We start from the raw sequence: 24,871 nt of genomic DNA, 5'->3' as shown, positions 1-24,871 counted from the left end.
AAGTAATCATTCCAATATTGCGCCAACGCATAAGCCAGCCGGGAGCCCTCGGATTGTGCTGGTGTTACAAGGTGGTGGCGCTCTGGGTGCTTATCAGGCTGGTGTTTATCAGGCCATGCATGAGCACAACATGACGCCGGATTGGGTGGTCGGTACTTCTATTGGCGCGATCAATGCAGCGATCATCGCCGGTAACTCGCGTGAGTTACGGCTAGCCCGACTAAAAGAGTTTTGGCATTCCGTCTCACATAAAGATTTGGTCGACATGGCCAGGGTGCCGGATGCTGCACGCAAGTCCAGTACCTGGTGGACCACATTGGATACAGTGTTGCGGGGGGTGCCGGGATTTTTCAAACCGCGTCCGATTAATCCGTTCGCAATGGGATTGCCGGTTGAGCCAGAACAGGCCAGTTTTTACGACACGTCACCCTTGGGGGAAACGCTGACCAAACTGGTTGATCTGGATTTTCTGAATTGTCCCGACAGCATTAGACTGACAGTTAGCGCCATGAAGGTTACGACTGGTGAATTAGTCTGTTTCGACTCCGATCAACGCAAGATCGGTGTTGAGCACGTCATGGCAAGTGGTGCGTTGCCACCGGGTTTCGCACCAGTGCGTGTGGATGGCGACCTGTATTGGGATGGCGGCCTGTATTCCAATACACCACTTGAAATCGTGCTCGATGACCAGGATGATCGTCCCGACAAGCCGCGCGTCGATACGATCTGCCTGATGGTCGATCTTTGGAGCGCTGAAGGTGAAGAGCCGCGCACCCTGGATGAGGTCGAGACGCGCCAAAAAGATGTCACATTTGCATCTCGATCACAGCGTCATATCGAGAACTACTTGCTCAACCATCAGCTCCGTCGGACGGCACGTGCGCTGTATGAGAAGCTGCCTGCCGCAGAGCGCAGCAAAGCCGATCTGAAGCAGTTTGCCGGTCTGGCTGACAATAGCACTATCCATTTAATGCGTTTACGGTACTCCGGCCATGACTGGAATATGGCATCCAAGGATGTCAATTTTTCACGCGGTTCGGTGGAATGGCGCTGGGAACAAGGCTATCAGGACGCCCTGAAGGCGATAGAAGGGGCCAAAATCGAAATGTATGGCAAAACCGACGCCGGATTGGTAATACATGATCTTATTGAGGTCCCCGCTTGATGGATCGGTGCATTTGAATCGGTGGTCATTGCTAACGTCACTATTGCAACAGTGGATGCTCCCAGCCTTGCTGTTGGGTGTGAGCGCGTCGGTAGCGGCAGTACCGATTCCCACTGATACAAAGATCATGGCGCTAGACGACGCGCGCTGTGTGCAACTTAAAAGTGCGCACGTCATGCGAGCGGCTGCGCCCGTAGATTGCTCCCGCTTACAGGTGGTGCGCTTTTCGTATGTGGATTTTAATGCTCAGGTGCATAGCGACGGGGAAATAATGGTAATGGCCGCTGCGGCGCCCGAGGTGCGTAAGATTTTTGCGCTATTGCTGGCCCGCCGGTTCCCTTTGGCCGTCGCTCGCTTGATGAATTATTATCAAGGGGATGACGATGCAGCCATGGCTGACAATAACACTTCTGCTTTTAATGACAGGGCGATCACCGGTGGTAGCGCGCCGTCGTTACATGCCTATGGTTTGGCGATAGACGTTAACCCTCTTCAAAATCCCTATTTGAACCGCGCTGATAATGGAATCGTGACTGTCAGTCCTCCAGCGGCAAAGCCGTACGCCAAGCGTTTGCCGTTACGGCCGGGTATGGTGACCGATGAAATAGTGAAGATTTTTGCCGAGCATGGATTTCCGATCTGGGGCGGTGACTGGCATCAACCGATTGACTATCAGCACTTCCAGGTGAGCCGAAAGACGGCGGAACACCTGGCAACGTTGGGGGTCGAAGAAGGACGCGCTTATTTTGAAAGCGGGATCGTGCGCTATCGACGCTGTCTGAGTCGCAACCAAAAAAAGTCTACCGTCAAAAAAATATGTCTCCTTGCGGAATAGGTGCTGTTGTGGGATAAATACACTCGGATGGTGAGAATGTTAATTTGCCATTCTTATTTTGTTGCATCGCACAATAAGTCTTGACGTCATGATATCTAACTGTAAAATACGTTTTGTTGCAGTGCACCATTGGTGGCTGACATTAAGCGATACCCTTATAATTTAGGAGAAGAACATGTTTTCATTTCAAGAGCAATTTTCTGCAGCGACTAAAGCCCATTTCGAAGCGCAACTGGCGTTACTGAACACACTGACTACAAAAGCATTTGAAGGCGTTGAAAAAGTCATCGAATTGAACATGAGCGCAACTAAAGCATCGATGGAAGAGTCAAGCGCATCCGCCAAGCAATTGTTGGGCGCGAAAGATGCACAAGAATTCATGTCGCTTTCGGCATCACAATCGAAGCCAACTGCTGAAAAAGCCGCCGCTTATAGCCGTCATTTGCAAGGTATTGCTTCCGGAACACAAGCTGAATTGACTAAAGCGGCTGAAATACAAATCGCTGAAACCAGCCGTCGGATTAACGCATTGATCGATGAAGTTAGCAAGAATGCACCAGCCGGGTCGGAAAATGCTATCGCGATTCTGAAGTCAGTCATTGGTAACGCAAATGCTGGCTACGAGCAATTGACTAAATCAGCCAAGCAAGCTGTTGAGACATTGGAAGCGAATGTGAACAATGCAACAACCCAGTTTGCGCAAACAGCTGAAAAAGCAACCCGTGCAGCAACGCCAAAGAAGTAATGCTAAGTAAGTATGCAAATTTAGTTACACGTATTTAGTTAGTTAGTCGGTTGAACTGTGGTTTGGTCGATGTTGGAAAGCCGCTTACATTGCTAAGCGGCTTTTTCATTTGATGGGCTCAATAGCGCGATTGCCCTCTGTTCGAATTTCGTCTTGTCCATTTGCGATTTTGGCTTCAGTGCAAAATCAATCGCTTGAAAGTAACGTTTGAACGGGTTCATTCTGGTGGAAGCTCGCGGTCCCAATAGGGCGTATCTCCAAATTGCTCTCCTAAAAAATCGACAAAGGTGCGCACTTTAGCTGACAGATGTCGTCGACTTGGATATACCGCATAGATGGACAATGTTTCATTCCGATATTCGGGTAGCAAGGTGACAAGTCGTCCAGCGCGAACGTCGTCACCAACTAAAAAAGATGGCTGCCGGATAATACCCATTCCCGCTATGGCAGCTTCCCGTAACAGGTCGCCATTGTTTGTGCTGAGTCCGCCTTTAACCTGAACAGCAAAAGCTCCGCCATCTCGTTCAAAGCGCCATTCATCTCGCGGTGTCGAGTACGCATAATTCAAACAGGCATGATTTTTTAAGTCTGTTGGATGTTGCGGCCAGCCATTTTTAGCCAGATAGGTAGGTGCCGCGCATAACAAAATCCTGGCGGGTGCGATTTTCCGTGCAACCAGACTTTGGCCGTGCAGCTTTCCTATCCTGATTGCCAGATCGTACCCCTCATCGACCAGATCAACGATCCGGTCCGACAACGAAACATCTAGCACCACATTCGGATAGCGTTCTGCGTACAACGGCAGCGCCCGCCCCAGATGGTTAACTGAGAAAGACACGGGAACATTGATTCGTAATATTCCGCTTGGATTCGCAGCGCTATTGCCAGCAGCCATCGCCGCCTCGTCAAGATCGAATAATACTTGGCGGCTGCGCTCAAGATAAGCGGTCCCGGTATCGGTCAGACTGATCCGCCGAGTCGTACGATTGAGGAGGCGTGCATGTAAATAAGCCTCAAGATCGGCAATATGACGTGTCACTGACGGATTGGACATGTCTAAAATCCTTGCTGCTGCCGATAAACTCCCTGTATCGGCGACCTTGACGAACACCTTCATCGCCTCGAATAAATTCATGATGCCGCCCATTATTCTGAAATCCGGAATTAACATTTTCTATGAAGGCTATTTTTCTTTCAAGTGGAAAAATATATAGTCACTACTTGACGGGGGTTCTTTCCACCTTTTTCACCTTATTTGCGGAGAAATTTTATGCATGCCGTAACCTCACAGCACTCTTCCCGTATGCCAGCGATATTCTTTGGACATGGTAGCCCAATGAATGCTTTGCAAGACAATCGATACACCCAAGCCTGGGAACAGCTGGGTGCGAGCGTTGCCGCATTGAAGCCTCGCGCAATTTTGTCAATTTCAGCGCATTGGTACATTCGGGGAACCAGCGTTACCGCGATGCCGATGCCAAAAACCATTCATGACTTCGGCGGCTTTCCCCAAGCGCTGTTCGACGTTCAATATCCGGCCGCCGGCGATCCGGCGTTAGCTGCGCAAGTGCGCGATTTGCTGGCACCGATGTCGGTAGAGATGGATCATTCGTGGGGCTTGGATCACGGCACCTGGTCAGTGTTGGTGAAAGCTTTCCCCAAAGCCGACGTGCCTGTAATCCAGTTAAGTATCGATGCCACGCAGCCGCCTGAATTTCATTTCGAGTTAGGACGCAAACTGGCGTCACTGCGCGAGCAAGGCGTGCTGATTATTGGTAGCGGTGACGTAGTGCATAATCTACGTCTGGCGAATTGGGACCCTCAAGCCCCCGCCCGAGACTGGGCGATGCGTTTTAACAGCAGTATTGGAGCAAGTTTGCTGGCTGGCGATCTGCAGAAGGTAACCGACTATGCTGCACTGGGCGAGGACGGGAAATTGTCGGTGCCAACGGCAGAACACTTTTTGCCATTGTTATACGTCATCGGCACCAGGCAGGACGATGAAGCCATATCAATTCCGATTGATGGGATCGATATGGGTGCAATAAGTATGATGTCAGTCGTTGTCGGTGCGGTAAGGAAGTAGCCGGAAAATTGCGCAGGTGTCGGTGAAATAGCGCAATTCGGATCTGGTTTCAGTTTGGCCCGGCTATGCTTTGAAGATACTGATCGTTCATCGAATTGGCGATTACGAGCGGCAGGCAGCCGTGACCACTCTTATCGGTTACCGCTACCCATATTTCCCATACTCAGCGCTACCGCCTCTGCCACCCGGATGCCGTCAATCGCCGCGGACATAATGCCGCCGGCATAACCGGCACCTTCGCCAGCCGGGAACAAGCCGACGGTGTTCAGACTTTGCAAGGTATCGTCGTGGCGCTTGATGCGTACCGGGGAAGAGGTACGGGTTTCGACCCCGGTCAAGACAGCATCCGCCATCGCAAAGCCACGGATTTGCTTGTCAAACGCCGGTAAGGCTTCACGCATTGCCGTAATCGCATATTCGGGCAACGCCAAACTGAGATCGCCAAGCTGCACGCCGGGTTTGTAGGATGGCAGCACGCTGCCAAATTCAGTCGAGGCGCGGCCCGCGAGAAAATCCCCCACCAGTTGCCCGGGGGCATTGTAATTGCCTCCACCTAATTCGTAGGCGCGCGACTCCCAATGTTCTTGAAGCGCAATTCCTGCCAAAGGATGGTCAGGATAATCCGCAGGCGTAATGCCCACAACGATGCCGCTGTTGGCGTTCCGTTCATTGCGCGAATATTGGCTCATGCCGTTGGTGACGACACGTCCCGGTTCGGAGGTTGCAGCGACCACGGTGCCGCCCGGGCACATGCAGAAGCTATAGACGGCCCGGCCGTTGGCGCAGTGATGCACCAATTTGTAATCGGCTGCGCCGAGAATTGGGTGACCCGCGCTGGGACCAAAGCGGCATTTATCGATGAGCGACTGTGGATGCTCAATCCGGAAGCCGACCGAAAATGGCTTCGCTTCAACGTAGACGCCCCGATCAAATAGCATGCGAAATGTATCGCGGGCGCTGTGACCGATTGCCAACACCACGTGCTCCGTGACGATGGCTTCGCCGCTGGCGAGTATCACGGCGCGGATTTGTCCATTGCTGATGTCCAAATCCTGAACCTTTTGCTCAAAACGAAACTCGCCACCTAACGCCTCGATCGATGCGCGCATTTTTTCAACCATTTTCACCAGACGGAAAGTGCCGATATGGGGTTTGCTGACATACATGATTTCTTCGGGCGCATCGGCTGTAACGAATTCAGTTAATACCTTGCGGCCGTAATGTTTGGGATCCTTAATTTGCGTCCATAGTTTTCCATCGGAAAAGGTCCCGGCACCGCCTTCACCGAACTGCACGTTCGATTCCGGCTGAAGCTCACGCTTGCGCCATAAGCCCCACGTATCCTTGGTGCGTTCGCGCACTGCTTTGCCGCGCTCCAGAACAATCGGCTTGAAACCCATCTGCGCCAGAATCAACGCAGCGAACAGGCCACAAGGCCCGGTGCCGATCACAACCGGGCGAGATTTTTCCGTGCCGTTTGCATGGGCTACAAATTTGTATTCCATGTCAGGCGTTGCAATAACATTTTTTAGCGCTTTAAGACGTTGTTGTACCGTCGCTTCGTCTTCACATTCGACATCGACCGTATAGGTCAGCAGCACCGCATTCTTTTTGCGGGCATCGTAACTCCGGCGAAAAATGGTGAAACCAAGCAGTGCTGCCGATTTAATGGTTAATCGGTCCAGAATCGCGCTGCGGAGCGCGTCTTCGGGATGGTCGAGCGGGAGCTGTATTTCGTTCAATCGCAACATGGGTGTTCCGGTATCTGGGTAAATAGTTGACGCCGTGGTCAGCGGACGCATTTGTCTGAGTGCTTTTATGGCTGAATGGGTGCATTTTACCTTAGCGTTTGCCGATTCGAGTTTTTACCGACGCCGACCAGACTGGATTTGTGCCAATTTTTCCGCTGGTTGTAAAGCAAAGAGCGAGGGTGTTTCAAACTGTGTCAAAACCGCAGAAAAACGGGACATTTGGTTGAATTGGAAACAAAAAATTACAGTTATGGCGGATGTTGTGGCCTATATTGAGTATCAGGACTTGCTCAAATTAAAGGAGAGTTTTCATGAAATTTAAATCGATTCTTTGTGTCAGCTTGCTTGCAGTCAGTGCAGGATTCATGGTGCCGCAGGCACAAGCGCAAGTTGTCGTCGGTATAGGAGTTGCACCTCCTCCACCTCGCTATGAAGTGGTGCCGCCACCCCGGGGTGGTTTTATCTGGGCACCAGGATATTGGCGCTGGAATGGTCGTCGCCACGTTTGGGTCGGCGGACAATATGTACGGGCTCGCCCCGGCTATCGTTACCGCGCACCTGGCTGGGATCATGGACCGGGTGGCGACTGGCGTTTCCGTGAGCGTGGCTGGGACAGATAATTTTTTGTGGCAATAGCAGCCCTGCCTACGGCGGCCGTGCCTTAGTGTTCCTTCGTGGCCCTCATCCGTGAGGGCCACTAGCGTTTAGAAACTGACATTTCACTTCGATTGATTGCGACGTTGTGCCTTCAAGAGAAAACGGGCCGGGTCGAGCGCTGCCGCCAGTTCCGCCTCAACCGGCATTGGCTCATTATTTAGTTCCGCGGCTAATAATTCCGCTGCCAGGGGTGCCCAGATCAATCCTCGCGAAGCAAATCCCAGTAATCCGTACAGCCCGGACAAACGCGGCATGTCTTTAAGCTGCGGTTCACGAAGCTGGGATTTTGCCATCGGATCGGGCAAGGCACCGATCAGGGGTAACCGGTCCGGAGCGACGCAGCGAAATCCGACTCTGCCCGCCAGTGGCAGATTGTCGGGGTCGACGTCCCAGCTGGGCAAAATTTTCTTGATCCGTGCAAGGTTTTCGTTTTGACTTTTTTGTCGTAAGGACGCGCCATTATCTTCGTCATAGCTCGCACCCAAGCTGTGCATACCGTTGCTCTCTGGCGTCAAATAGCCATCGCCGCAAAGCACTGGCGTAATTTTTGGAGCGCTTTCAGCGGCGACATAAGTCACCTGTCCCCGAATGGCTGTAAGTGGCAACGCGCTGGCATGGCAAAGATTTAAGGCCTCCATGCCGTTCGCCAGAATCACTATGGGTGCGCTGGCAATCACTTTGCCTTTGTTGTCACTTACTTGCCATCCATTCGAGGTTTTTACCAGTTCGTGAATGGCTACGCCAAAATGTGTCTGTAACCGGTCACCGCATGCTTTCAACATGGCCTCACACAAACTAAGCGGATGTATCCAGCCACCACCGGAAAACCACCAACCGCCATGACTGACGGCGGTTCCGACTAATGCGCTGGTGTCCGGCTGGGTCAGCCACTGCGCAAAGTCGGGCGGCAGGTTGGCCTGTTGCGCCCAACGTTGCTGCGACTCTTCGTGGACCGCATCCCTTGCAACCTGCAGCACGCCGCAGCGCGCGCCGGAGAAGGCGTTGCCGATCCCGCCAAGACCTTGCCAGACGTGGTGTGCGAACAGATACGCGGCGCGCGTCAAACGCGAGGTCGGATTGTCGTCTCTCGATAACACCGGCATAAAAATTCCGGCGGCGTTACCCGAAGCTTCCTGTGCAATTTGAGCGTGTCGTTCGATGAGGGTGACTTTCCAGCCGCGTAACGTTAGCCGTTGACAAGCAGCTGCGCCTGCCAGACCTGCTCCGATAACAATGGCGTGAGATCGACTGGGGATGGCATGAGCATGAGGAAAATTGGTTTGCCAGCGCGGCGAAAAGCACGCGATGCCAGCAGTGGTGAAGTCTGCAGAATCGTTTATATTTTCAGCGCTGGCAGTCTTTTCAAAAACAAAGCCAGCCTGTTCAAGAACGCTTTGTTTACCTGCATTCAGATCAACGATAGTCAATTTTGCCTGTGGAGCGGCTAGGCGATTGAGTCGCGCAAATAACGCTGGCGGCCATGTTCGCGGGCCTTCACCGTGGATAAAAAAAGACTCTATTCTGGCTGTAATCTGTCGCAGGCATTGATCGCTGTCGCCTATCATCAACGTCAATATAATGCTGTTTTGCGCAAGATAAAGGCGATGGAAGCCCGGCACCAAAGTAGGCCAGACTGCACGCAACTCTTGCGCCAGCGTCGCCCATTTCGGCCACGCTACGTGTTGGTCGACCAGCTCCGTGAGGGATGCCGGGTTTGGAAGTAATCCCAAATAATGTAATCTTTGCGGCCGTTGGGCATCGTCGCGCCAAGCCTGCCAGGTTGCGAGGAACTGGTTTCCTGCTCCAAATGATGTATCCAGTATGGTGAAGCCGGTCTTTTGCTGCCATTGATCGACAGGCGGCACAATGACGTCAGGAGCAGGGGTTTTGTCCACTTGCAAAGTGGTATCGGTTCGCTCAAGCTGGCGCGGGTCTGGCATCAAAGGTACGAAAGGTACGAAAGGTACGAAAGGTAGTAAAGGCTTCTGCATTCAGAGAGGAGTTAATTTCGAGGTAGACAGATGCAATTATGAAGGTTAGAGAATTTATTTGCCGCGTAACATTGACGACAGAAACGGGAAGACCCGATTACCCACAAAAGCAATTTTCGCTGTTAGTAAGTTCGCTGCACGCTATAACCGCGCTCGCGCAGCAATGCCTGAACGCTCGCATGACCGACCAGATGCAACATGCCGATACCGGCGAACGTGATTTTGTCCGATTTAAGCAGCTTCTCGAAGGCGTCGGCTAATGCCGGATTGCGCCCGTCGAGTAACGCACGTTGCACAAATTGGCCGGTGAAAGTATCGTCGCTAGTCATCTCTTTTAGCAATTTTTGTAACCCCACCAAATCGCCGCTGCGCCATAACGTGACCAGGTCAAGCGCCTTTTGTGCGCGAACCGGATCTTCCAGGTCGTCAACCGCATCTTGCAAAAAACGGTTTTGATCCGCAATCGACAAGTTACCCAACAACGACAACTGGTATTCGACACTTTCCAGACCAATTAATGGCTTGTTATGCGACCGCGCATAATCGGAGAGGTAGTTGTCTACTCCTTGTTCCTTTGGGTAGCCATTTTTAGCGTATTCTTCGGTCGTCAGCACGGTTGCTAATAGCCACGGTTTCATTCGCACCACTTCGCCTGATGTCATATGATATTTTTCCAGCAGCGTGTGAACCTGGGGCTGCAATGTTGCTGGCATAGCCTCTGCACCTGCGCTGTCATTCGGATATAGTGCGTAGCGTTGAACAAGTGCGTTGACCGCCGCTGCATCGCTGGTGTCGATTTCAATCGCTACCCGCGATGACTGCGCCAGCGCCGCCATGACTTGCGGTGCGAGCGGGAAAAAATTGGCGCTGCCGACATGAATAGTGCCAAACAAATAGGCGGTGTGACCATCACGTTGAATTTTAAACAATGCTCCACCGTGTCGCACCGCCTTAGTGGCCGAGGCTGCGAGTGATCCTCGAATACTTACTTCTTTGGCAAGGGCGGATACCCCGTAAAATCCCGCCAGAAAAAAGGGAATCAGGTAGTGCGAGCGAAGATACCAGTTTCGCGCTGGGCCGATGCGCGACGGCGTTAAACCACAAAGCCTTTTTAATTGAGAGCGCAAACTGACTATAATCGGGCGCAATATGTTCTCCCTGATGCAAAACGCATGACACAACCTGGTGATAAATGATGATGGCAAATATTACACCGGTCTGGCTGTTCGATCTGGACAACACGTTGCATAACGCTTCACACGCATTTTTCCCCGCGATTAATGACAATATGAATCGTTTCATCGCGCGGGCGCTAGGCGTCGATGGGGTCGACGCGAATTCGGCAACCGTGGATGCAGTGCGGACTGATTACTGGGTACGCTACGGTGCCACGCTGCTGGGCATGGTGAAGCACCACGGGGTCAGGGCCGAGGATTTTTTGCGTGAAGCGCATCGATTTGACAATTTAAGCGGGATGATTCGGGCCGAACCGGGGTTGATTAGTTTGTTAAAGCGTTTGCCTGGACGAAAGATACTCTTCACCAACGCGCCGCAACGTTACTCACGCGACGTGATGCGGCATTTGGGACTGCACCGCCAGTTTGGCAAACATATCTCTATTGAGTCCATGCACGTGCATCGACAACTTCGCCCGAAGCCGTCGCCGCATTTGTTACGCAAGCTGCTGGCCCGCGAGGGAGTCCCCGCGCATCGGTGCATTTTGGTAGAGGATACCCTCGCCAACCTGAAAACGGCTAAGAAGATCGGCATGCGAACGGTATGGGTAACCGGCTACTTGTCTAAAACCGCCAAAATGTCCGCACTCAGCGGTCAGTTGATGCATCCAAATTTGACAAAGCGCACCGGTTACGTCGATGTCAAAGTAAAATCCGTGCGGCGACTGGCAGATAACCTCCATCGGCTGCACTAAGTGTGAAGAAAATTTCTTTAAATCAGGCGGTCCTTCACAGACACTAAGCGACGATAAGAAGCGACGATAAGAAGCGACGATAAGAAGCGGGGACAGCAGGAGATGCAGCAACATCTGAGCAGTTTTTTGGTCGCACTTCATTATTAACAGATCAGACTCACACGAAAATAGATTATGGCAACAACTAAACCTGGCGAACGTAAGCTACAGATTCTTCAAACGTTGGCGACGATGCTCGAACAGCCCAAAGGTGAGAAAATCACCACCGCTGCCCTGGCGGCGAAACTGGGCGTGTCAGAAGCGGCGCTATATCGCCATTTTGCTAGCAAGGCGCAGATGTTTGAAGGCCTGATCGAATTCATCGAGACCAGCGTATTCGGCCTGATTAATCAAATCACCGAAAAAGAAGAGAAGGGTTTATTGCAGGCGCAGGCGGTAGCGTTAATGTTGCTCAATTTTGCGGAACGTAATCCGGGCATGACGCGCGTGATTATCGGAGACGCCTTGATCAACGAGGATGAGCGTCTGCAGTTGCGGATGAATCAGTTTGTGGACCGTATTGAAATGTCGTTGAAACAGGCCTTGCGCATCGCCGCCAGTCAAGGTGAGGCCAACGAGCAGGAAGCGACTATCCGTGCCAATATACTGACCAGTTTTGTGCTGGGTCGTTGGCAGCGCTTTGCCAAAACCCGTTTTCAGAAAAAGCCGTGCGACGATGCGGCGCAACAAATCGCTTTGATTTTGGCGCCATAGGCAGATAAGCAGCTTTATTAACAGTAAACAAGCGGTAAAAACCTGTACAAAAACAGCGCGACTATAACGCGACAATAGGCTGATAAAAAAGCCGATCATCATAAAAGGAGTCTTTGCATGAAAAAAGTATGGCTAAAAATCGCCCTTTCATCAGCGGTTGCGCTAACGTTGAGCGCCAACGTGACTGTTGCTTTCGCGCAAATTAAGGTCGGCGTCAGTGTCTCTGCTACTGGCCCTGCTGCATCGCTCGGTATCCCGGAAAAAAACACCTTTGCCTTATTGCCGAAGGAAATTGCCGGACAAAAAGTGGAATACATCGTTTTAGATGACGCTACCGACACCACCACCGCAGTGAAGAACGCCCGCAAACTGGTGACTGAAGATAAAGTCGATTTGCTGATCGGTTCGACCACCACTCCTAATTCCTTGGCGATGAGCGATGTTGCGGCAGAGTCGGGAACGCCCATGATTTCGATGGCTGCTTCAGCGTCGCTGGTTGAACCGGTCGATGCCAAACGTCGCTGGATTTTTAAATCTCCGCAAAATGATTCACACATGGCGACGGCGATTGTTGCTCACATGGTGGATTCTGGCGTGAAAACCGTCGCTTTTATTGGATTTTCAGATGCGTACGGCGAAGGCTGGTATCACGAATTTTCGAAATTTGCTGAGTTACGCAAGATCAAGGTCGTTGCCAATGAGCGTTTTTCTCGCCCCGACACGTCTGTGACCGGACAAATATTAAAAATTCTCAGTGCCAATCCGGATGCGGTGTTGATCGCGGGTGCTGGTACGCCAGCCGCCTTACCGGAAAAAACATTAAAAGAGCGCGGGTATAAAGGCAAGATCTATCAAACCCACGGCGTAGCGAATAACGACTTTCTGCGGGTGTGCGGTAAAGATTGCGAAGGCACTTTCTTGCCAGCCGGGCCGTTGCTGGTGGCTGAGCAATTACCCGATAGCAATCCTGTAAAAAAATCGGCGATGGCTTATCGCGCGGCTTATGAAAAAGCCTATGGCGTCGGCAGTGTTTCCACGTTTGGGGGACACGCATGGGATGCTGGTCAGCTGTTGGCCGCCGCAACCCCTTCTGCGCTTAAAAAAGGCAAGCCGGGTACAAAAGAGTTTCGCGCTGGTCTGCGTGATGGAATCGAAGCCATCCAAAATTTGGCCGTGTCACATGGCATCGTCAACATGAGTCCAACCGATCACGTCGGCTATGACCAGCGCTCGCGGGTTATGGTGGAAGTTGTGGGCGGAAAATGGAAGCTGATAGGCGCGGCAAAGTAACAGGTGCAAAGTAACAGGTGCAAAGTAACAGGTGCAAAGTAACCGCTGGTTGTTTTGCGGTTTCGTGCACCTTCTTGTTAGTTATTCCTGGAACTTAGGCGAGCTGGTACGCTCGGGAAAGCACGAGGCAACTTGCGTTTGCCTGGTCCCGGTTCAGTTATTGTTGCCGCTGATGAGAGTCGACAAACTTCTCAGTCAGCGGCAATCTTATTTTAAGCAGGTATGTGGAGGTACCCTTTCAGGTACCACTTCAGGTACGCATTTAGGTAAATACATGGACGCTTCAATTGCCATAATTCTGGCGCAGGATGGCATTACCAGTGGTGCGATTTATGCGCTGCTGGCACTTGCGTTGGTACTGGTCTTTTCGGTGACGCGGGTGATTTTTATACCGCAAGGCGAGTTCGTTGCGTTCGGTGCGCTCACCATGGCGGCATTGCAGGGGGATAAATTTCCGCTATCGGCCACGCTGTTAGTTGCATTGGGCTGTCTAAGTTTTGTGCAGGAAGTCTGGTCCATCGTCAGCACGTCAGAAGCGCGTTTGAGCGCTGGCCGCAGTATCCCACTTGCTGCCCTTAAATTTGTGCTGCTGCCTATCGCCATTTACGCCCTGACGCACTATTACGGCCACGCTAATTTGCCGATGGCGTTACAGGTCTTATTGACCTTATTGATTGTGGTCCCGATGGGACCAATGATTTATCGACTGGCGTTTCAGCCGCTGGCAGAGGCCAGTACATTGGTGTTGCTGATTGTGGCTGTCGGGGTGCATTACGCGCTGATGGGAATCGGACTGTTGATGTTTGGCGCGGAAGGATCGCGCACATTGCCATTTTCCGATGCGCGTTTCGAAATAGGCGGGCTGGCCGTCACCGGGCAGAGTACCGTCATCATTGGCGTATCGGTCGTGTTGATTTTAGCGTTGTATATGTATTTCGAGCGAACTTTGTCGGGAAAAGCGCTGCGTGCGACAGCGGTGAACCGGCTGGGCGCGCGTCTGGTCGGGATCGGAACGACTCAGGCCGGACGCCTTGCCTTCACACTGGCAGCGGGGTTGGGCGCATTGTGCGGCGTATTGATCGCACCATTGACGACAATTTATTACGATAGTGGTTTTCTTATCGGCCTGAAAGGATTTGTGGGTGCGATTATTGGCGGACTAGGCAGCTATCCGATTGCCGCCGCCGGTGCTTTACTGGTCGGCCTGCTGGAATCGTACTCATCATTTTGGGCCAGCGCGTTCAAAGAAGTCATTGTATTCACACTCATTATTCCGGTCCTCTTGTGGCGCTCGCTGACCAGTAAGCACGTCGACGAGGGAGATCAATAATGGCTTCCCTCCGTCCTTCCCGTTGGTCATTACTCTCGGTTCCGATTTTTGTTGTTCTGGTGGCGCTGTTGCCAGTGTTGCCTACGCCGGAATACTGGATCACGTTGGCAAACTATATCGGCTTGTATTCGATCGTCGCCCTGGGTCTGGTGCTGTTGACCGGGGTTGGCGGGTTAACCTCTTTCGGGCAGGCCGCCTTTGTTGGCCTTGGCGCCTATTCCACCGCGTACCTCAGCACCCGGTTCGGGGTATCACCATGGGTCGGACTGTTGGTTGGCCTTGTGGTCACGATGATCGCTGCTTTTAGCATCGGGGCGATAACGATGCGCTTGTCGGGCCACTATCTTCCGCTGGGGACCATTGCCTGGGCGCTATCGTTATTTTATTTATTCGGTAATCTCGATTTTCTCGGGAAATACGACGGTCTTAATGGAATACCCTCCATCGCGCTGTTTGGTATCACGCTCGATACCGGGCGCAAGATGTATTACCTGATCTGGGCGCTGCTGCTGATTGCACTGCTGGGCATGCAAAACCTATTGAATTCCCGTTTGGGACGGGCGATTCGCGCACTCAACGGTGGTGGTTTGATGGCTGAGGCGATGGGCGTTAATACAGCATGGATCAAAATTGTCATTTTTGTGTTGGCCGCGTTGTTGGCAAGCGTCTCGGGCTGGCTATATGCACACTTGCAACGGGCGGTAAATCCCACGCCATTCGGCCTCAATGCCGGTATTGAATATTTGTTCATGGCGGTAGTTGGCGGTGCGGGTTATGTGTGGGGCGCTATCCTCGGTTCGACCCTGTTGACTTTGCTGAAGGATCAGTTGCAGTCGTGGTTGCCGAAGTTACTAGGATCGAATGGCAATTTCGAAATCATCGTTTTTGGGATTTTGATGGTGCTGTTGTTGCAGCGCGCCCGCGACGGTTTGTGGCCTTATTTACGTAAATTGATACCGCATCAGAATACGGTTATCGCGCCTGATTCTGCGCCAGCACTGGCAATGCGGGCCAAACCACCGGCGGGTGAAGTTGTGCTGGAGATTGCGCGAGCGCGTAAGGAATTCGGCGGCCTGGTGGCGGTAAATGATATGTCCTTCAGCATCGCTGCTGCCGAAATTGTGGGATTGATCGGGCCAAATGGCGCGGGAAAATCAACGATGTTTAACCTCGTTACCGGCGTTTTGCCGCTGACGAGCGGCGCGGTGAGATTTCGTTCACGCGGTGAACTGCGCGAAATTGCGGGTTTGCCTTCGCGCCAGATTGTGCGTTTGGGTATCGCCCGTACGTTTCAGCATGTGCGTTTGTTGCCGAGCATGACGGTGCTTGAAAACGCTGCGATAGGAGCCCATTTACGCGGCCAGAGCGGTGATGTCGCGGGTGTCGCAACCGGTATCTTGCGATTGAATAAAACGGAAGAAAACGGCTTGTTATTTGAAGCAAAAAGGCAGCTTGAACGCGTCGGCCTGGGTGACTTGTTGTATGCAGAAGCGGGCAGTCTGGCGCTCGGACAGCAGCGCATATTGGAGATTGCGCGCGCGCTGTGCTGTGATCCGACGCTGCTATTGCTCGATGAGCCGGCAGCCGGGTTGCGCTATCAGGAAAAACAGGCATTGGCCGCGCTATTGCGCAAGTTGAAAGCGGAAGGCATGAGTATTTTGTTGGTCGAGCACGATATGGATTTTGTGATGACCTTAACCGACCGTCTGGTGGTGATGGAGTTCGGGACCAAGATTGCCGAAGGTCTTCCGGCAGAAGTGCAACAAGATCCGGCGGTACTGGAAGCCTATCTGGGAGGCATTGATGACTAATCCTGCGATTGATTCTGGGATTGATTCTGAGAAAAACTCTTCTGAAATTGCGCCTACGATGGTGATCGCCGCACCGGTCCTGGAAGTCAGCGACCTGCATGTCGCTTACGGAAAAGTAGAGGCGCTGCACGGCGCGACACTGCGGGTGGGTGCCGGTCAGATTGTGACCGTCATCGGCCCCAATGGCGCTGGCAAATCGACCATGCTCAATGCCATTGCCGGTGCCATGCCGAATAACGGCGGTGCCCGTGGCAAGGTCCTCTTTCTGGGACACGACATGCACGGCGTCGCCATTGAGGCCCGGGTTGCGCGCGGCATGAGTCTGGTGCCGGAAAAGCGTGAATTATTCGCCAGCATGAGCGTAGAAGATAATTTGTTGCTGGGGAGCTATCGACGCTATAAAGCGCGAGAAAAAGGCTATGCCGACCAGTTGACGGTGGTCTATGATTTATTCCCGCGCTTGCAGGAGCGTCGCAAGCAACAGGCCGGTACGCTGTCCGGGGGCGAGCGTCAGATGTTGGCGGTAGGGCGTGCGTTGATGGCCAAACCGCAATTGTTGATGCTGGACGAACCTAGCCTCGGTTTGGCTCCGCTCATCGTGAAAGAGATTTTTCACATTATTGTGCGGTTAAAGCAAACCGGCGTGGCTATCTTGCTGGTCGAACAAAACGCCCGTGCGGCGCTTCAAGTCGCGGACTATGGCTACGTTCTGGAAACCGGCGATATGGTAATGGAAGGTCCTGCAGCGCAGCTGGCGAGCGATCCTAAAGTGATTGCAGCTTATCTGGGACTGGCAAAAAAACCGGTTTAGTAAAGAATTTAGTGTGATTCGTGTTCCCGGCAGCGACGTTAAGGATAACCTCTCGGGGCTACGGGTCGAAAAAAAATACGGCGCTGCAATAATTTCACAAATATGATAAATTCTTGTTTCGGTTACTCGCGGTGTAAAGCCACGAATAACCGAACACGTTCTCAGGGCGGGGTGAAATTCCCCTCCGGCGGTAATGGCACGCAATGTGTCTAGCCCGCGAGCGCTTATTGCAGTGGTCGTTATACTGCCACTTTGATAAGGTCAGCAGACCCGGTTTGATTCCGGGGCCGACGGTTATAGTCCGGATAAAGAGAGAGCGGGATGCAGTGTAGAACCTGTTTACATCTATGGCGGTCGTCGACTTTAACATCCAATATAGGCGTTAAGGTTGGTGTTAACGCTGATATTGGCACCGTCAGAGGTGGCGAACCGGTTCTGGGTGGTGCGTGAGCATACCTTGTTAATCCCTATCAATCCAAAACGCCCTGTTTTGTATTATCTAAAAACAGGAGTAGTCAAATGCTGCAGAAATTCGCCGTTTCAACACCAAAAGTACCAACAGGTCAGCGTGTCGCGTTCATTCAGGCTGGCTGGCATCGTGACATTGTTGACCAATGCCGACTGTCTTTCATCGCTGAGATGAGCAACCAGGGCTATGCCGAATCGAGTCTCGATTTTTTCGAAGTCGCTGGTGCGTTCGAAATTCCCTTGCACGCCAAAATCTTGGCCAATAGCGGAAATTACGCCGCTGTGGTGGCAGCCGGATTAGTTGTCGATGGCGGGATATATCGTCATGAATTTGTGGCAGAAGCGGTGATTTCGGGACTGATGCAGGTACAGCTGGAAACCGGCGTACCAGTACTTTCCGCCGTACTGACGCCGCATCATTTCCATTCCGGCGAAGAGCATCAAAAATTCTTTTTCGACCATTTTCTGGTCAAAGGGGCAGAGGTGGCGAGAGCTTGCGCATCGACGATCCGTGCGCTTAAAGCGCTATCGGCATTGAACACGGTTGTGATGGCAGAGCCAGCAGACGTGGCGGTCAATACACCAAGAGCTTTGCGGACTGCCTAGAATGATTTGGGCCGGACATCGAAAGTCGGCCTGATATTCACGAAAACCGTGGCGCTTCGAGCTCTCGCAGCGCCACGGTTTTTTATCTACATTTTAATGTCCGCCGCATACCGGGCAATTAACATCGCGTCCCACCCCCATACGGCTCCACTCCATCGTGCGCCCGTCCAGCATCAATAACTGTCCCGCTAAAGAGCTTCCGATACCGACGATCAGCTTTAACGCCTCAGCCGCCTGCATGCTTCCGATGATACCAACCAGCGGCGCAAACACGCCCATCGTTGAGCACTGCACTTCTTCAAACGCACGATCCGGCGGGAACAGGCAGGCGTAACACGGTGAGGTTGCAGAGCGTGGATCAAACACGCTGATTTGGCCATCGAACTGAATTGCCGCGCCAGAGACCAGGGGTACCTTATGTGACACGCATGCGCGGTTGACAGCGTGGCGGGTGGCAAAGTTGTCACTGCAATCCAGGACCACATCGGTACCGAAAATGAGTGCATCCAAGCGCGTTTGATCGGCGCGTTCGGACACGCAGATGATGTTGATGTCGGGATTGATTTGCGTGAGCGCAATTTTGGCTGACGCAACTTTGGCCTGACCGATGCGATCGCTGGTATGCAAAGTCTGTCGCTGCAGGTTGGTCAAATCGACCGTATCGTTATCCACCAAGGTGATGGTCCCGACCCCGGCGGAGGCCAGGTACAGCGCTGCCGGAGAGCCTAATCCGCCAGCGCCGATGATAACTGCATGCGCGGCCAGCAGTTTTTCCTGGCCCTCAATGTCGATGTCATCCAGCAAAATATGACGGGAGTAGCGCAACAATTGTTGATCGTTCATGGTCTCGACAGGTCGTTTTATACTGATAAATACAGTGCCAGATGTCGCTTTGAGGGCGCTGATTGAAAGTAAAAAAGCCGCATCACAGTTGATGCGGCTTTAGTTGTCTCGTCAAATAGCCTGCGTGAGCGGACGGTTGGAATACTGCATAAAAATGTTTATAACAGGCAGCAGGTCTTCGGGACGATTATTTCTTATCATCCTTTGGGGCGCTGTCTTTTTTAACATCCTTCTTGTCGTCTTTTCCAGAAGCTGCATCTTTTTCCAGATCCGGCGTCGGTTGGGCTTTCGCAAGCTGTACCGGCATGCCCTTCAGGAAATTCAATGCCTGCGTCAGTTGAAAGTCATCCTTTGAACCGAATTCCAAAGGCTTGCGCTTCTTCGAAAGTGCAATCAGGCGCTGATCTTCCTCTAACTCATCTGCCTTTGGCGCGGCGGTCGGGACTTCAGCATCTTTGTCTTTGTCGTTCGTTAAATGCTTGGTCAGATCTGATTCGCGTACCCGCAGTCCTTTGAGCAAGTCGCCGTCGGCATACTCATCAACCAGCATGTCCGGCACGATACCCTTGGCTTGAATCGAGCGTCCGTTTGGCGTGTAGTAACGCGCGGTGGTCAGCTTGACCGCTGTCTGACGGTCCGGCGGCAAGGCAACGATGGATTGCACGGAACCCTTGCCGAAGGTTTGCGATCCCATAATGGTAGCGCGCTTGTAATCTTGCAAGGCCCCGGCGACGATCTCAGATGCTGAGGCAGAACCTGTATTGACGAGAACGACCATTGGAATCTTTTTGACCGCATCCGGCAATTTTGCCAACCCGTCCTGGCCAGGACCAGAGGCATAAAATTCAGGCTTGGCATAAAAAGTTGCTTTTGAACTTGGCAGCTGACCATTCGTGGTGACCACCACTACATCTTTAGGAAGAAAGGCAGCAGAAACGCCAATTGCCCCCGGCAACACACCACCCGGATCATTCCGCAAGTCGAGCACCAGACCCTTCATGTTCGGATTTTCGGTGTACATGGCTGCAATCTTCTTAGCCATGTCATCGACGGTAGGTTCCTGGAATTGGGTAATACGCACCCAGCCGTAACCAGGCTCCACTACTTTTGATTTGACGCTCTGGACACGAATTTCCTGACGCGTGATGTTGACGACAATCGGCTTGTCTTCATCCTTGCGGGCGATTGTCAGCTTGATTTTGGTGTTGGGCTCGCCGCGCATGCGCTTGACTGCCTGATCCAGCGTCATCCCCTTGACCGGCGTTCCATCCAGGCGCGTGATAAGATCACCGGCCTTGATTCCGGCGCGGTAAGCGGGTGAATCTTCAATCGGTGAAATTACTTTTACGTAACCTTCTTCCATCCCCACTTCGATGCCGATACCGACAAATTTACCCTGCGTCATTTCGCGCAGTTCTCTGTAGCCTTTTTTGTCCAGATACGAAGAATGTGGATCAAGCGAAGCGACCATGCCGGAAATAGCCTCGGTCAGCAATTTTTTATCATCCACCGGCTCCACATAGTCGGACTTGATGAGGCCAAACACGTCAGCGAGTTGGCGCACTTCTTCCAGTGGCAATGGCGCTGCCGCACTTTTCTGTGCAATAGCGTCGAATTGGATTGAAGCGGCTATGCCTGCGACAACGCCTAAACCAATTAGGCTGATATTTTTTAGCTTACTTCCCATGTTTCACCTAATAGTTACCCAACTGATGGGGTCAAACGCACGGCCCTGATGCCGAATCTCAAAGTATAAACCTGATTGTTCGTTACCGCCGCTGTTACCTGCATTAGCAATGACATCACCGGCCTTAATAAGATCCCCAGGGCGCTTTAATAATGCCTGATTGTTACCGTAAATGGTCATGTATTCGTTGCCGTGGTCAAGGATGATCAAGTTGCCGAAGCCGCGCAACCAATCGGCAAAGATAACTCGGCCTGCAGCCACTGCCTTGACTTGAGCCCCTTCCGCTGCACGAATAAATATGCCTCTCGATGGAGGTCCATCACCGCGCTTGCTACCAAAGCGATTGGTCAGATCGCCGCGAACCGGTAGTCGTAACAGTCCACGCAATGACGCAAACGGCTTTCCGAACCCCGCTTCCTGCGAACCGGCCTCAGGTGTTTCGTCATTGTGCACTATTGGCGCTATCGGTGCAGTCGCGGCTGGAATTGCGGCCAGAGCGACCGGTGGCGGCGGTTGATCGTCATCGATCGGATCAGGCTTAAAGACGGGTGTTTTTGTCGCAGGCGACCCCTTTGCCTGCGCTCGATCCTGGTCGCGCGCTTGCGCAGCATTCTGCTTTTGTGCCAAGGCTGCGCGCTGTCGCTGTTGCTTTAACTCTTGTGCACGCGCAACTTGTGCCTGTCTTTGGGCAAGCGCCTGCGCTTTCGCCAAAGCCGCCGCCTCTGCCGCCGCCTGTGCTTTGGCTAATTGTTCTTGACGACGTTGTTCACGACGGGCCGCCTCGGCTTTCTTTTGTTCCTCAATTAATACCGCCAGCTTGTCGACCAGGCCGGCCAAACGCTGCTCGTCGCGCGCGGTTTTGCCAACTTCCTGCCGTTGTGCAATGAGCTTGCTGGAAAGTTGCGTCAACAGCAGAGCCCGGGTATTTTTTTCCTTTTCGAGAACTGTTTTTTGCGTCCTTTGTTCGAGCGCAATTTCATCCAGTTCATTTTTTGCGTTTTGCGTATCTGTCTGATTTGCTTCGATCGCTTCCAGATTCACCCGCAACGCTTCAATGAGTTTGGCCTGGGCCTTGGAAACGTAACCCATATATTGCAATTCGCGGTTAATCTTGTTGGGGTTGTCTCCCGACAACAGCAATTTGATCCGATCTTCATTTCCGGCAATATACTGCTGCCGTAGCAGGGCGGCCATCTGATTTTGTTGTACCGCGACCGTTTTACTAAGTTCCAGGTGCTTTTTTGATAGCGCATCGAGCGCGGTTTGCGTCTGCGATTGTTCGTTGCCGAGGTCAAACAAGGCGCGATTCGCTTTGGAAATAGCGGCTTCCGAATCAGCTAACGCATCGGCGGCATCGCCTTTTGCGGTTTCGGTCTGGTTGATGTCACTTTTCAAGGCATTCAATTTCTGCTGCAGTTCGTCACGCTCGCCTTCTGCAACTTCTTTTTGCTTGCTGCGGTCAGTGATTTTTGGTGGAGCAGCAAAGGCGCTTGTCATCGCCGCCGCCGTTACAGCCGCCGTCAGCACAAGAGAAAGCAGCGCAGCAGGCGGCACACCACGCGTTAGCGCCGCTATCGACTCCCCCATACGCTGTGCACGACGGCGCAGGCCGGACCCGAATGCCCGGGCCGCACCCATATTTTTCATCAGGACGATATTTATTTCGCTTTCCCCTGATTGGCGACTGCGTGCATCGCAGCAGCGATTGCGTCCTGATCGCCCAGATAGTAGCTCTTGATCGGCTTCAGATCCGCATCAAGTTCATACACAAGTGGCTGGCCATTCGGCACATTCAAGCCAACGATATCGTCGTCGCTAATGCCGTCCAGCATTTTAATCAGTGCGCGAAGACTATTACCGTGCGCCGAAATGATGATGCGTTTGCCGCTGAGGATGGCGGGCGCGATACTGTCATTCCACGCTGGCAGAACCCGTGCGACTGTATCCTTCAAACATTCTGTGAGCGGGATTTCTTCACGCTTCAGACCTGCGTAGCGAGGATCGTCGAACGATGCACGAGGATCGTTTTCGTCCAGTTTAAGTGGGGGCGTGTCATAGCTGCGGCGCCAGACCATTACCTGCTCATCGCCGTATTTGGCGGCGGTCTCAGCTTTATTAAGGCCTTGTAGAGCGCCATAATGCCGTTCATTCAAGCGCCAGTCATGCTTTACCGGCAGCCACATCAAATCCATTTCGTCCAGGGTGCCCCATAGAGTACGGATGGCACGCTTGAGCACGGAGGTATAGGCCAGATCAAAGCTTAAACCCGCTTCTTTGAGTAGTTTCCCGGCTTGCTTCGCTTCCGCCAGACCTTTTTCGGTCAGATCTACGTCCACCCAGCCGGTGAAGCGGTTGGCCAGATTCCAGGTCGATTCGCCGTGTCGCATTAATACAATTTTATACATAGTGGAGTGAACAGTAGTGAAAAATGAGTGAAAAAGCGCTGAAAGCGGAAATTTTAAAAAAATGCATGCAAACCAATACGAATTGAATGGCGCTTCAGCTTCTATTTTATAATGGCGCGATTAACTAATACCATTGGATCATTGTGAAATTCTTGATTGATAATATTTTTGTGCTCGGATTGGTCATTTTGTCGGGCGGAGCACTGATTTTCCCGTTACTACAACGACGCGGCAACAAAGTAACAACATTGCAGGCAACGCAACTCATTAACCAGGGCAAAACGCTGGTATTGGATGTGCGCGACACTGAAGGCTACTCTGCTGGTCACCTGATTGACTCCAAAAACATACCATTGAAAGATTTATCTACCCGCTTGGTCGAAATAGAAAAATTCAAAGCAAAGAACGTCATTGTAGTCTGTCAGAGCGGAACGCAATCATCGAAAGCCTCAGCGCAATTGGCTAAAGCCGGTTTTGAGCAGGTTTATAGCCTCGACGGCGGAATTGCCAGCTGGCATACCCAAGGTCTGCCGACCATCAAATAACGTAAAAAAGAGAAATTCATGAATGCTCACGTCCGAATGTACAGCACTGCTGTTTGTCCTTATTGCATGCGTGCAGAACAATTATTGAACGCGCGCGGTGTCACGACGATCGAAAAGGTCCGCATTGACCTTGATCCGCAACAGCGTGACGAAATGATGAAAAAAACCGGCCGCCGCACCGTTCCTCAGATTTATATCGGTGACACCCACGTTGGTGGCTTCGATGATTTAAATGCACTAGATCAAGCTGGCAAGTTGCAAGCTTTGCTACAAGGCACCCCGGAACCAATTTGATAATTTATTGCCTCATTGGTGTCGCGGTCGAATAACCTGTCGGACCTTCGGCCCATGTCTGGTATTTCTCAATACGCTGCTCATTGAGACCGTCTGGCATGGGTGCGACTTCGATTCGGTGAGGTTTTAATGTCAGGCGGATCGCGGTTTTATTTATCGAGTGATCGTCATTATCGTAATACCTAGTCTATGGACGGAAATACCGTCCCTTTTTTAAATTTACTGAAAGAGTTTTATGGCCGACGAAATTAACCAAACTGCAAGTACTGAGTCCAATGATCAGCCAGTTTTTCAGATTCAGCGCGTGTATCTGAAAGATTTGTCGCTTGAGCAGCCGAACTCGCCAGCTATTTTCCTGGAGCAGGACGCGCCACAGATCGAAGTTGCCGTTGACGTCGGTGCAGAAGCACTGGCTGAAGGCATCTACGAATCGACGGTTACCATCACCGTTACGGCTAAGATAAAAGACAAGGTTGCTTTTCTGGTTGAGGGCAAGCAAGCCGGTATTTTTGAAGTGCGCAATATTCCAGCGGAACAATTGGATCCGTTATTGGGTATCGGTTGCCCGAATATCGTGTATCCGTATCTGCGTGCAAATATCGCCGACGCGATCACCCGCGCTGGTTTTCCGCCGATCCATCTGGCTGAAATCAACTTCGAAGTTTTTTATCAACAGCGCACGCAGGCACTTGCTGAGCAACAGGGAAGCAAAGATAGCATTGCGGTCGACGGTAGCAACGCGATTAATTAATCGACGGCATCATTAATTGCCGCATCCAAGACCTGCATTAATAGTCGTTTGATTCAGTTTCGCCGCCAGTCGCTTTGGTCCTGGTGGCGAAAGCACGATGATTTTGCGGCTTGCGTT

24 protein-coding genes and 1 riboswitch are annotated in these 24,871 nt (G+C 52.1%); of the genes, 16 read left to right on the top strand and 8 right to left on the bottom strand.

From position 1 onward, the window contains the following. Positions 1–16: 16 nt before the first annotated feature. The 3 genes from JQN73_RS07240 to phaP all read left to right on the top strand — a co-directional run bounded on the left by JQN73_RS07240 (position 17) and on the right by phaP (position 2,745). Complete coding sequence (locus tag JQN73_RS07240) at positions 17–1,165, top strand: patatin-like phospholipase family protein (RefSeq protein WP_240162529.1); 1,149 nt, start codon at positions 17–19, stop codon at positions 1,163–1,165. A 55-nt stretch (positions 1,166–1,220) separates the two neighbouring features. Continuing rightward, the gene (locus JQN73_RS07235; protein ID WP_205322421.1) at positions 1,221–2,000 is read left to right on the top strand and encodes a M15 family metallopeptidase; all 780 of its coding nucleotides are present in this window, start codon (positions 1,221–1,223) and stop codon (positions 1,998–2,000) included. A 175-nt stretch (positions 2,001–2,175) separates the two neighbouring features. Further along, on the top strand, positions 2,176–2,745 hold the full coding sequence (phaP, locus tag JQN73_RS07230) for a TIGR01841 family phasin (RefSeq protein ID WP_205322420.1): 570 nt from the start codon (positions 2,176–2,178) through the stop codon (positions 2,743–2,745). A 217-nt stretch (positions 2,746–2,962) separates the two neighbouring features. Here phaP and JQN73_RS07225 read toward each other — a convergent pair whose 3' ends face one another. Next, positions 2,963–3,880, bottom strand: coding sequence for a LysR family transcriptional regulator (locus JQN73_RS07225; protein ID WP_205322419.1), 918 nt, complete (start codon positions 3,878–3,880; stop codon positions 2,963–2,965). 135 nt (positions 3,881–4,015) lie between these two features. On the opposite strand from JQN73_RS07225, the gene ygiD reads away from it, so the two are divergent. Continuing rightward, positions 4,016–4,831: a 4,5-DOPA dioxygenase extradiol gene (gene ygiD, locus JQN73_RS07220; protein WP_240162463.1), complete on the top strand. Its 816-nt coding sequence runs from the start codon at positions 4,016–4,018 to the stop codon at positions 4,829–4,831. A 131-nt stretch (positions 4,832–4,962) separates the two neighbouring features. On the opposite strand, the gene JQN73_RS07215 is transcribed toward ygiD, so the two are convergent. After that, positions 4,963–6,582, bottom strand: a complete 1,620-nt coding sequence (locus JQN73_RS07215; RefSeq protein WP_205322418.1) for an NAD(P)/FAD-dependent oxidoreductase — start codon at positions 6,580–6,582, stop codon at positions 4,963–4,965. 67 nt (positions 6,583–6,649) lie between these two features. On the opposite strand from JQN73_RS07215, the gene JQN73_RS07210 reads away from it, so the two are divergent. Continuing rightward, positions 6,650–6,904, top strand: a complete 255-nt coding sequence (locus JQN73_RS07210; protein ID WP_205322417.1) for a hypothetical protein — start codon at positions 6,650–6,652, stop codon at positions 6,902–6,904. Further along, positions 6,894–7,202, top strand: a complete 309-nt coding sequence (locus tag JQN73_RS07205; protein WP_205322416.1) for a YXWGXW repeat-containing protein — start codon at positions 6,894–6,896, stop codon at positions 7,200–7,202. Before JQN73_RS07210 ends, JQN73_RS07205 begins: the two co-directional genes overlap by 11 nt. A gap of 99 nt (positions 7,203–7,301) precedes the next feature. Here the strand turns inward: JQN73_RS07205 and mnmC are convergent, their stop codons facing one another. Beyond that, a complete protein-coding gene (gene mnmC, locus JQN73_RS07200) occupies positions 7,302–9,179 on the bottom strand; it encodes an FAD-dependent 5-carboxymethylaminomethyl-2-thiouridine(34) oxidoreductase MnmC (protein WP_205322415.1) in 1,878 nt (625 codons plus the stop codon). A 173-nt stretch (positions 9,180–9,352) separates the two neighbouring features. Continuing rightward, positions 9,353–10,378 (bottom strand): TraB/GumN family protein, encoded by a 1,026-nt coding sequence (locus tag JQN73_RS07195; protein WP_205322414.1) that lies wholly within the window; start codon positions 10,376–10,378, stop codon positions 9,353–9,355. Positions 10,379–10,428: 50 nt separating this feature from the next. Here JQN73_RS07195 and JQN73_RS07190 point away from each other — a divergent pair, with 50 nt between their 5' ends. The 7 genes from JQN73_RS07190 to JQN73_RS07160 all read left to right on the top strand — a co-directional run bounded on the left by JQN73_RS07190 (position 10,429) and on the right by JQN73_RS07160 (position 18,229). Further along, positions 10,429–11,160 (top strand): pyrimidine 5'-nucleotidase, encoded by a 732-nt coding sequence (locus JQN73_RS07190; RefSeq protein ID WP_205323229.1) that lies wholly within the window; start codon positions 10,429–10,431, stop codon positions 11,158–11,160. A 174-nt stretch (positions 11,161–11,334) separates the two neighbouring features. After that, the gene (gene slmA / locus JQN73_RS07185; protein ID WP_205322413.1) at positions 11,335–11,913 is read left to right on the top strand and encodes a nucleoid occlusion factor SlmA; all 579 of its coding nucleotides are present in this window, start codon (positions 11,335–11,337) and stop codon (positions 11,911–11,913) included. Between the two features lie 117 nt (positions 11,914–12,030). Continuing rightward, complete coding sequence (locus tag JQN73_RS07180) at positions 12,031–13,203, top strand: ABC transporter substrate-binding protein (protein ID WP_205322412.1); 1,173 nt, start codon at positions 12,031–12,033, stop codon at positions 13,201–13,203. 274 nt (positions 13,204–13,477) lie between these two features. After that, positions 13,478–14,533 (top strand): branched-chain amino acid ABC transporter permease, encoded by a 1,056-nt coding sequence (locus tag JQN73_RS07175; RefSeq protein WP_205322411.1) that lies wholly within the window; start codon positions 13,478–13,480, stop codon positions 14,531–14,533. Further along, positions 14,533–16,344: an ATP-binding cassette domain-containing protein gene (locus JQN73_RS07170; RefSeq protein ID WP_205322410.1), complete on the top strand. Its 1,812-nt coding sequence runs from the start codon at positions 14,533–14,535 to the stop codon at positions 16,342–16,344. The genes JQN73_RS07175 and JQN73_RS07170 overlap by 1 nt, the downstream gene beginning before the upstream one ends. A 58-nt stretch (positions 16,345–16,402) precedes the next feature. Continuing rightward, a complete protein-coding gene (locus JQN73_RS07165; protein ID WP_205323228.1) occupies positions 16,403–17,155 on the top strand; it encodes an ABC transporter ATP-binding protein in 753 nt (250 codons plus the stop codon). 153 nt (positions 17,156–17,308) lie between these two features. After that, positions 17,309–17,477: riboswitch (FMN riboswitch) on the top strand. Positions 17,478–17,677: 200 nt separating this feature from the next. Beyond that, entirely contained in the window at positions 17,678–18,229 is a 552-nt protein-coding gene (locus JQN73_RS07160) for a 6,7-dimethyl-8-ribityllumazine synthase (protein ID WP_370551353.1), read from the top strand. A gap of 93 nt (positions 18,230–18,322) precedes the next feature. Here the strand turns inward: JQN73_RS07160 and JQN73_RS07155 are convergent, their stop codons facing one another. From JQN73_RS07155 to gpmA, 4 genes are all read right to left on the bottom strand, one after another. After that, entirely contained in the window at positions 18,323–19,072 is a 750-nt protein-coding gene (locus tag JQN73_RS07155) for a molybdopterin-synthase adenylyltransferase MoeB (RefSeq protein WP_205322408.1), read from the bottom strand. A gap of 187 nt (positions 19,073–19,259) precedes the next feature. Further along, positions 19,260–20,759, bottom strand: coding sequence for a S41 family peptidase (locus tag JQN73_RS07150; protein WP_205322407.1), 1,500 nt, complete (start codon positions 20,757–20,759; stop codon positions 19,260–19,262). A gap of 3 nt (positions 20,760–20,762) precedes the next feature. After that, on the bottom strand, positions 20,763–22,256 hold the full coding sequence (locus JQN73_RS07145) for a murein hydrolase activator EnvC (protein ID WP_205323227.1): 1,494 nt from the start codon (positions 22,254–22,256) through the stop codon (positions 20,763–20,765). A 161-nt stretch (positions 22,257–22,417) separates the two neighbouring features. Then, complete coding sequence (gene gpmA, locus JQN73_RS07140) at positions 22,418–23,164, bottom strand: 2,3-diphosphoglycerate-dependent phosphoglycerate mutase (protein ID WP_205322406.1); 747 nt, start codon at positions 23,162–23,164, stop codon at positions 22,418–22,420. Positions 23,165–23,307: 143 nt separating this feature from the next. Between gpmA and JQN73_RS07135 the strand changes: the two genes are divergently transcribed. From JQN73_RS07135 to secB, 3 genes are all read left to right on the top strand, one after another. Continuing rightward, positions 23,308–23,709 (top strand): rhodanese-like domain-containing protein, encoded by a 402-nt coding sequence (locus JQN73_RS07135; protein ID WP_205322405.1) that lies wholly within the window; start codon positions 23,308–23,310, stop codon positions 23,707–23,709. Positions 23,710–23,727: 18 nt separating this feature from the next. After that, positions 23,728–24,003, top strand: coding sequence for a glutaredoxin 3 (gene grxC / locus JQN73_RS07130; protein WP_205322404.1), 276 nt, complete (start codon positions 23,728–23,730; stop codon positions 24,001–24,003). Positions 24,004–24,238: 235 nt separating this feature from the next. Then, positions 24,239–24,754, top strand: a complete 516-nt coding sequence (secB, locus tag JQN73_RS07125; protein WP_205322403.1) for a protein-export chaperone SecB — start codon at positions 24,239–24,241, stop codon at positions 24,752–24,754. Positions 24,755–24,871: the final 117 nt, after the last annotated feature.

It is taken from the genome of Glaciimonas sp. PAMC28666, from assembly GCF_016917355.1.
Lineage (GTDB): Bacteria > Pseudomonadota > Gammaproteobacteria > Burkholderiales > Burkholderiaceae_D > Glaciimonas.
This window is presented reverse-complemented; position numbering and strand designations above follow the sequence as displayed.

Coding starts and splice junctions, on each gene's coding strand:
- JQN73_RS07235 (WP_205322421.1), top strand. CDS start 1,221: ATGCTCCCAGCCTTGCTGTTGGGTGTGAGCGCGTCGGTAGCGGCAGTA.
- phaP (WP_205322420.1), top strand. CDS start 2,176: ATGTTTTCATTTCAAGAGCAATTTTCTGCAGCGACTAAAGCCCATTTC.
- JQN73_RS07225 (WP_205322419.1), bottom strand. CDS start 3,880: ATGAATTTATTCGAGGCGATGAAGGTGTTCGTCAAGGTCGCCGATACA.
- ygiD (WP_240162463.1), top strand. CDS start 4,016: ATGCATGCCGTAACCTCACAGCACTCTTCCCGTATGCCAGCGATATTC.
- JQN73_RS07215 (WP_205322418.1), bottom strand. CDS start 6,582: ATGTTGCGATTGAACGAAATACAGCTCCCGCTCGACCATCCCGAAGAC.
- JQN73_RS07210 (WP_205322417.1), top strand. CDS start 6,650: ATGGCTGAATGGGTGCATTTTACCTTAGCGTTTGCCGATTCGAGTTTT.
- JQN73_RS07205 (WP_205322416.1), top strand. CDS start 6,894: ATGAAATTTAAATCGATTCTTTGTGTCAGCTTGCTTGCAGTCAGTGCA.
- mnmC (WP_205322415.1), bottom strand. CDS start 9,179: ATGCCAGACCCGCGCCAGCTTGAGCGAACCGATACCACTTTGCAAGTG.
- JQN73_RS07190 (WP_205323229.1), top strand. CDS start 10,429: ATGGCAAATATTACACCGGTCTGGCTGTTCGATCTGGACAACACGTTG.
- slmA (WP_205322413.1), top strand. CDS start 11,335: ATGGCAACAACTAAACCTGGCGAACGTAAGCTACAGATTCTTCAAACG.
- JQN73_RS07180 (WP_205322412.1), top strand. CDS start 12,031: ATGAAAAAAGTATGGCTAAAAATCGCCCTTTCATCAGCGGTTGCGCTA.
- JQN73_RS07175 (WP_205322411.1), top strand. CDS start 13,478: ATGGACGCTTCAATTGCCATAATTCTGGCGCAGGATGGCATTACCAGT.
- JQN73_RS07170 (WP_205322410.1), top strand. CDS start 14,533: ATGGCTTCCCTCCGTCCTTCCCGTTGGTCATTACTCTCGGTTCCGATT.
- JQN73_RS07165 (WP_205323228.1), top strand. CDS start 16,403: ATGGTGATCGCCGCACCGGTCCTGGAAGTCAGCGACCTGCATGTCGCT.
- JQN73_RS07155 (WP_205322408.1), bottom strand. CDS start 19,072: ATGAACGATCAACAATTGTTGCGCTACTCCCGTCATATTTTGCTGGAT.
- JQN73_RS07150 (WP_205322407.1), bottom strand. CDS start 20,759: ATGGGAAGTAAGCTAAAAAATATCAGCCTAATTGGTTTAGGCGTTGTC.
- JQN73_RS07145 (WP_205323227.1), bottom strand. CDS start 22,256: ATGACAAGCGCCTTTGCTGCTCCACCAAAAATCACTGACCGCAGCAAG.
- gpmA (WP_205322406.1), bottom strand. CDS start 23,164: ATGTATAAAATTGTATTAATGCGACACGGCGAATCGACCTGGAATCTG.
- grxC (WP_205322404.1), top strand. CDS start 23,728: ATGAATGCTCACGTCCGAATGTACAGCACTGCTGTTTGTCCTTATTGC.
- secB (WP_205322403.1), top strand. CDS start 24,239: ATGGCCGACGAAATTAACCAAACTGCAAGTACTGAGTCCAATGATCAG.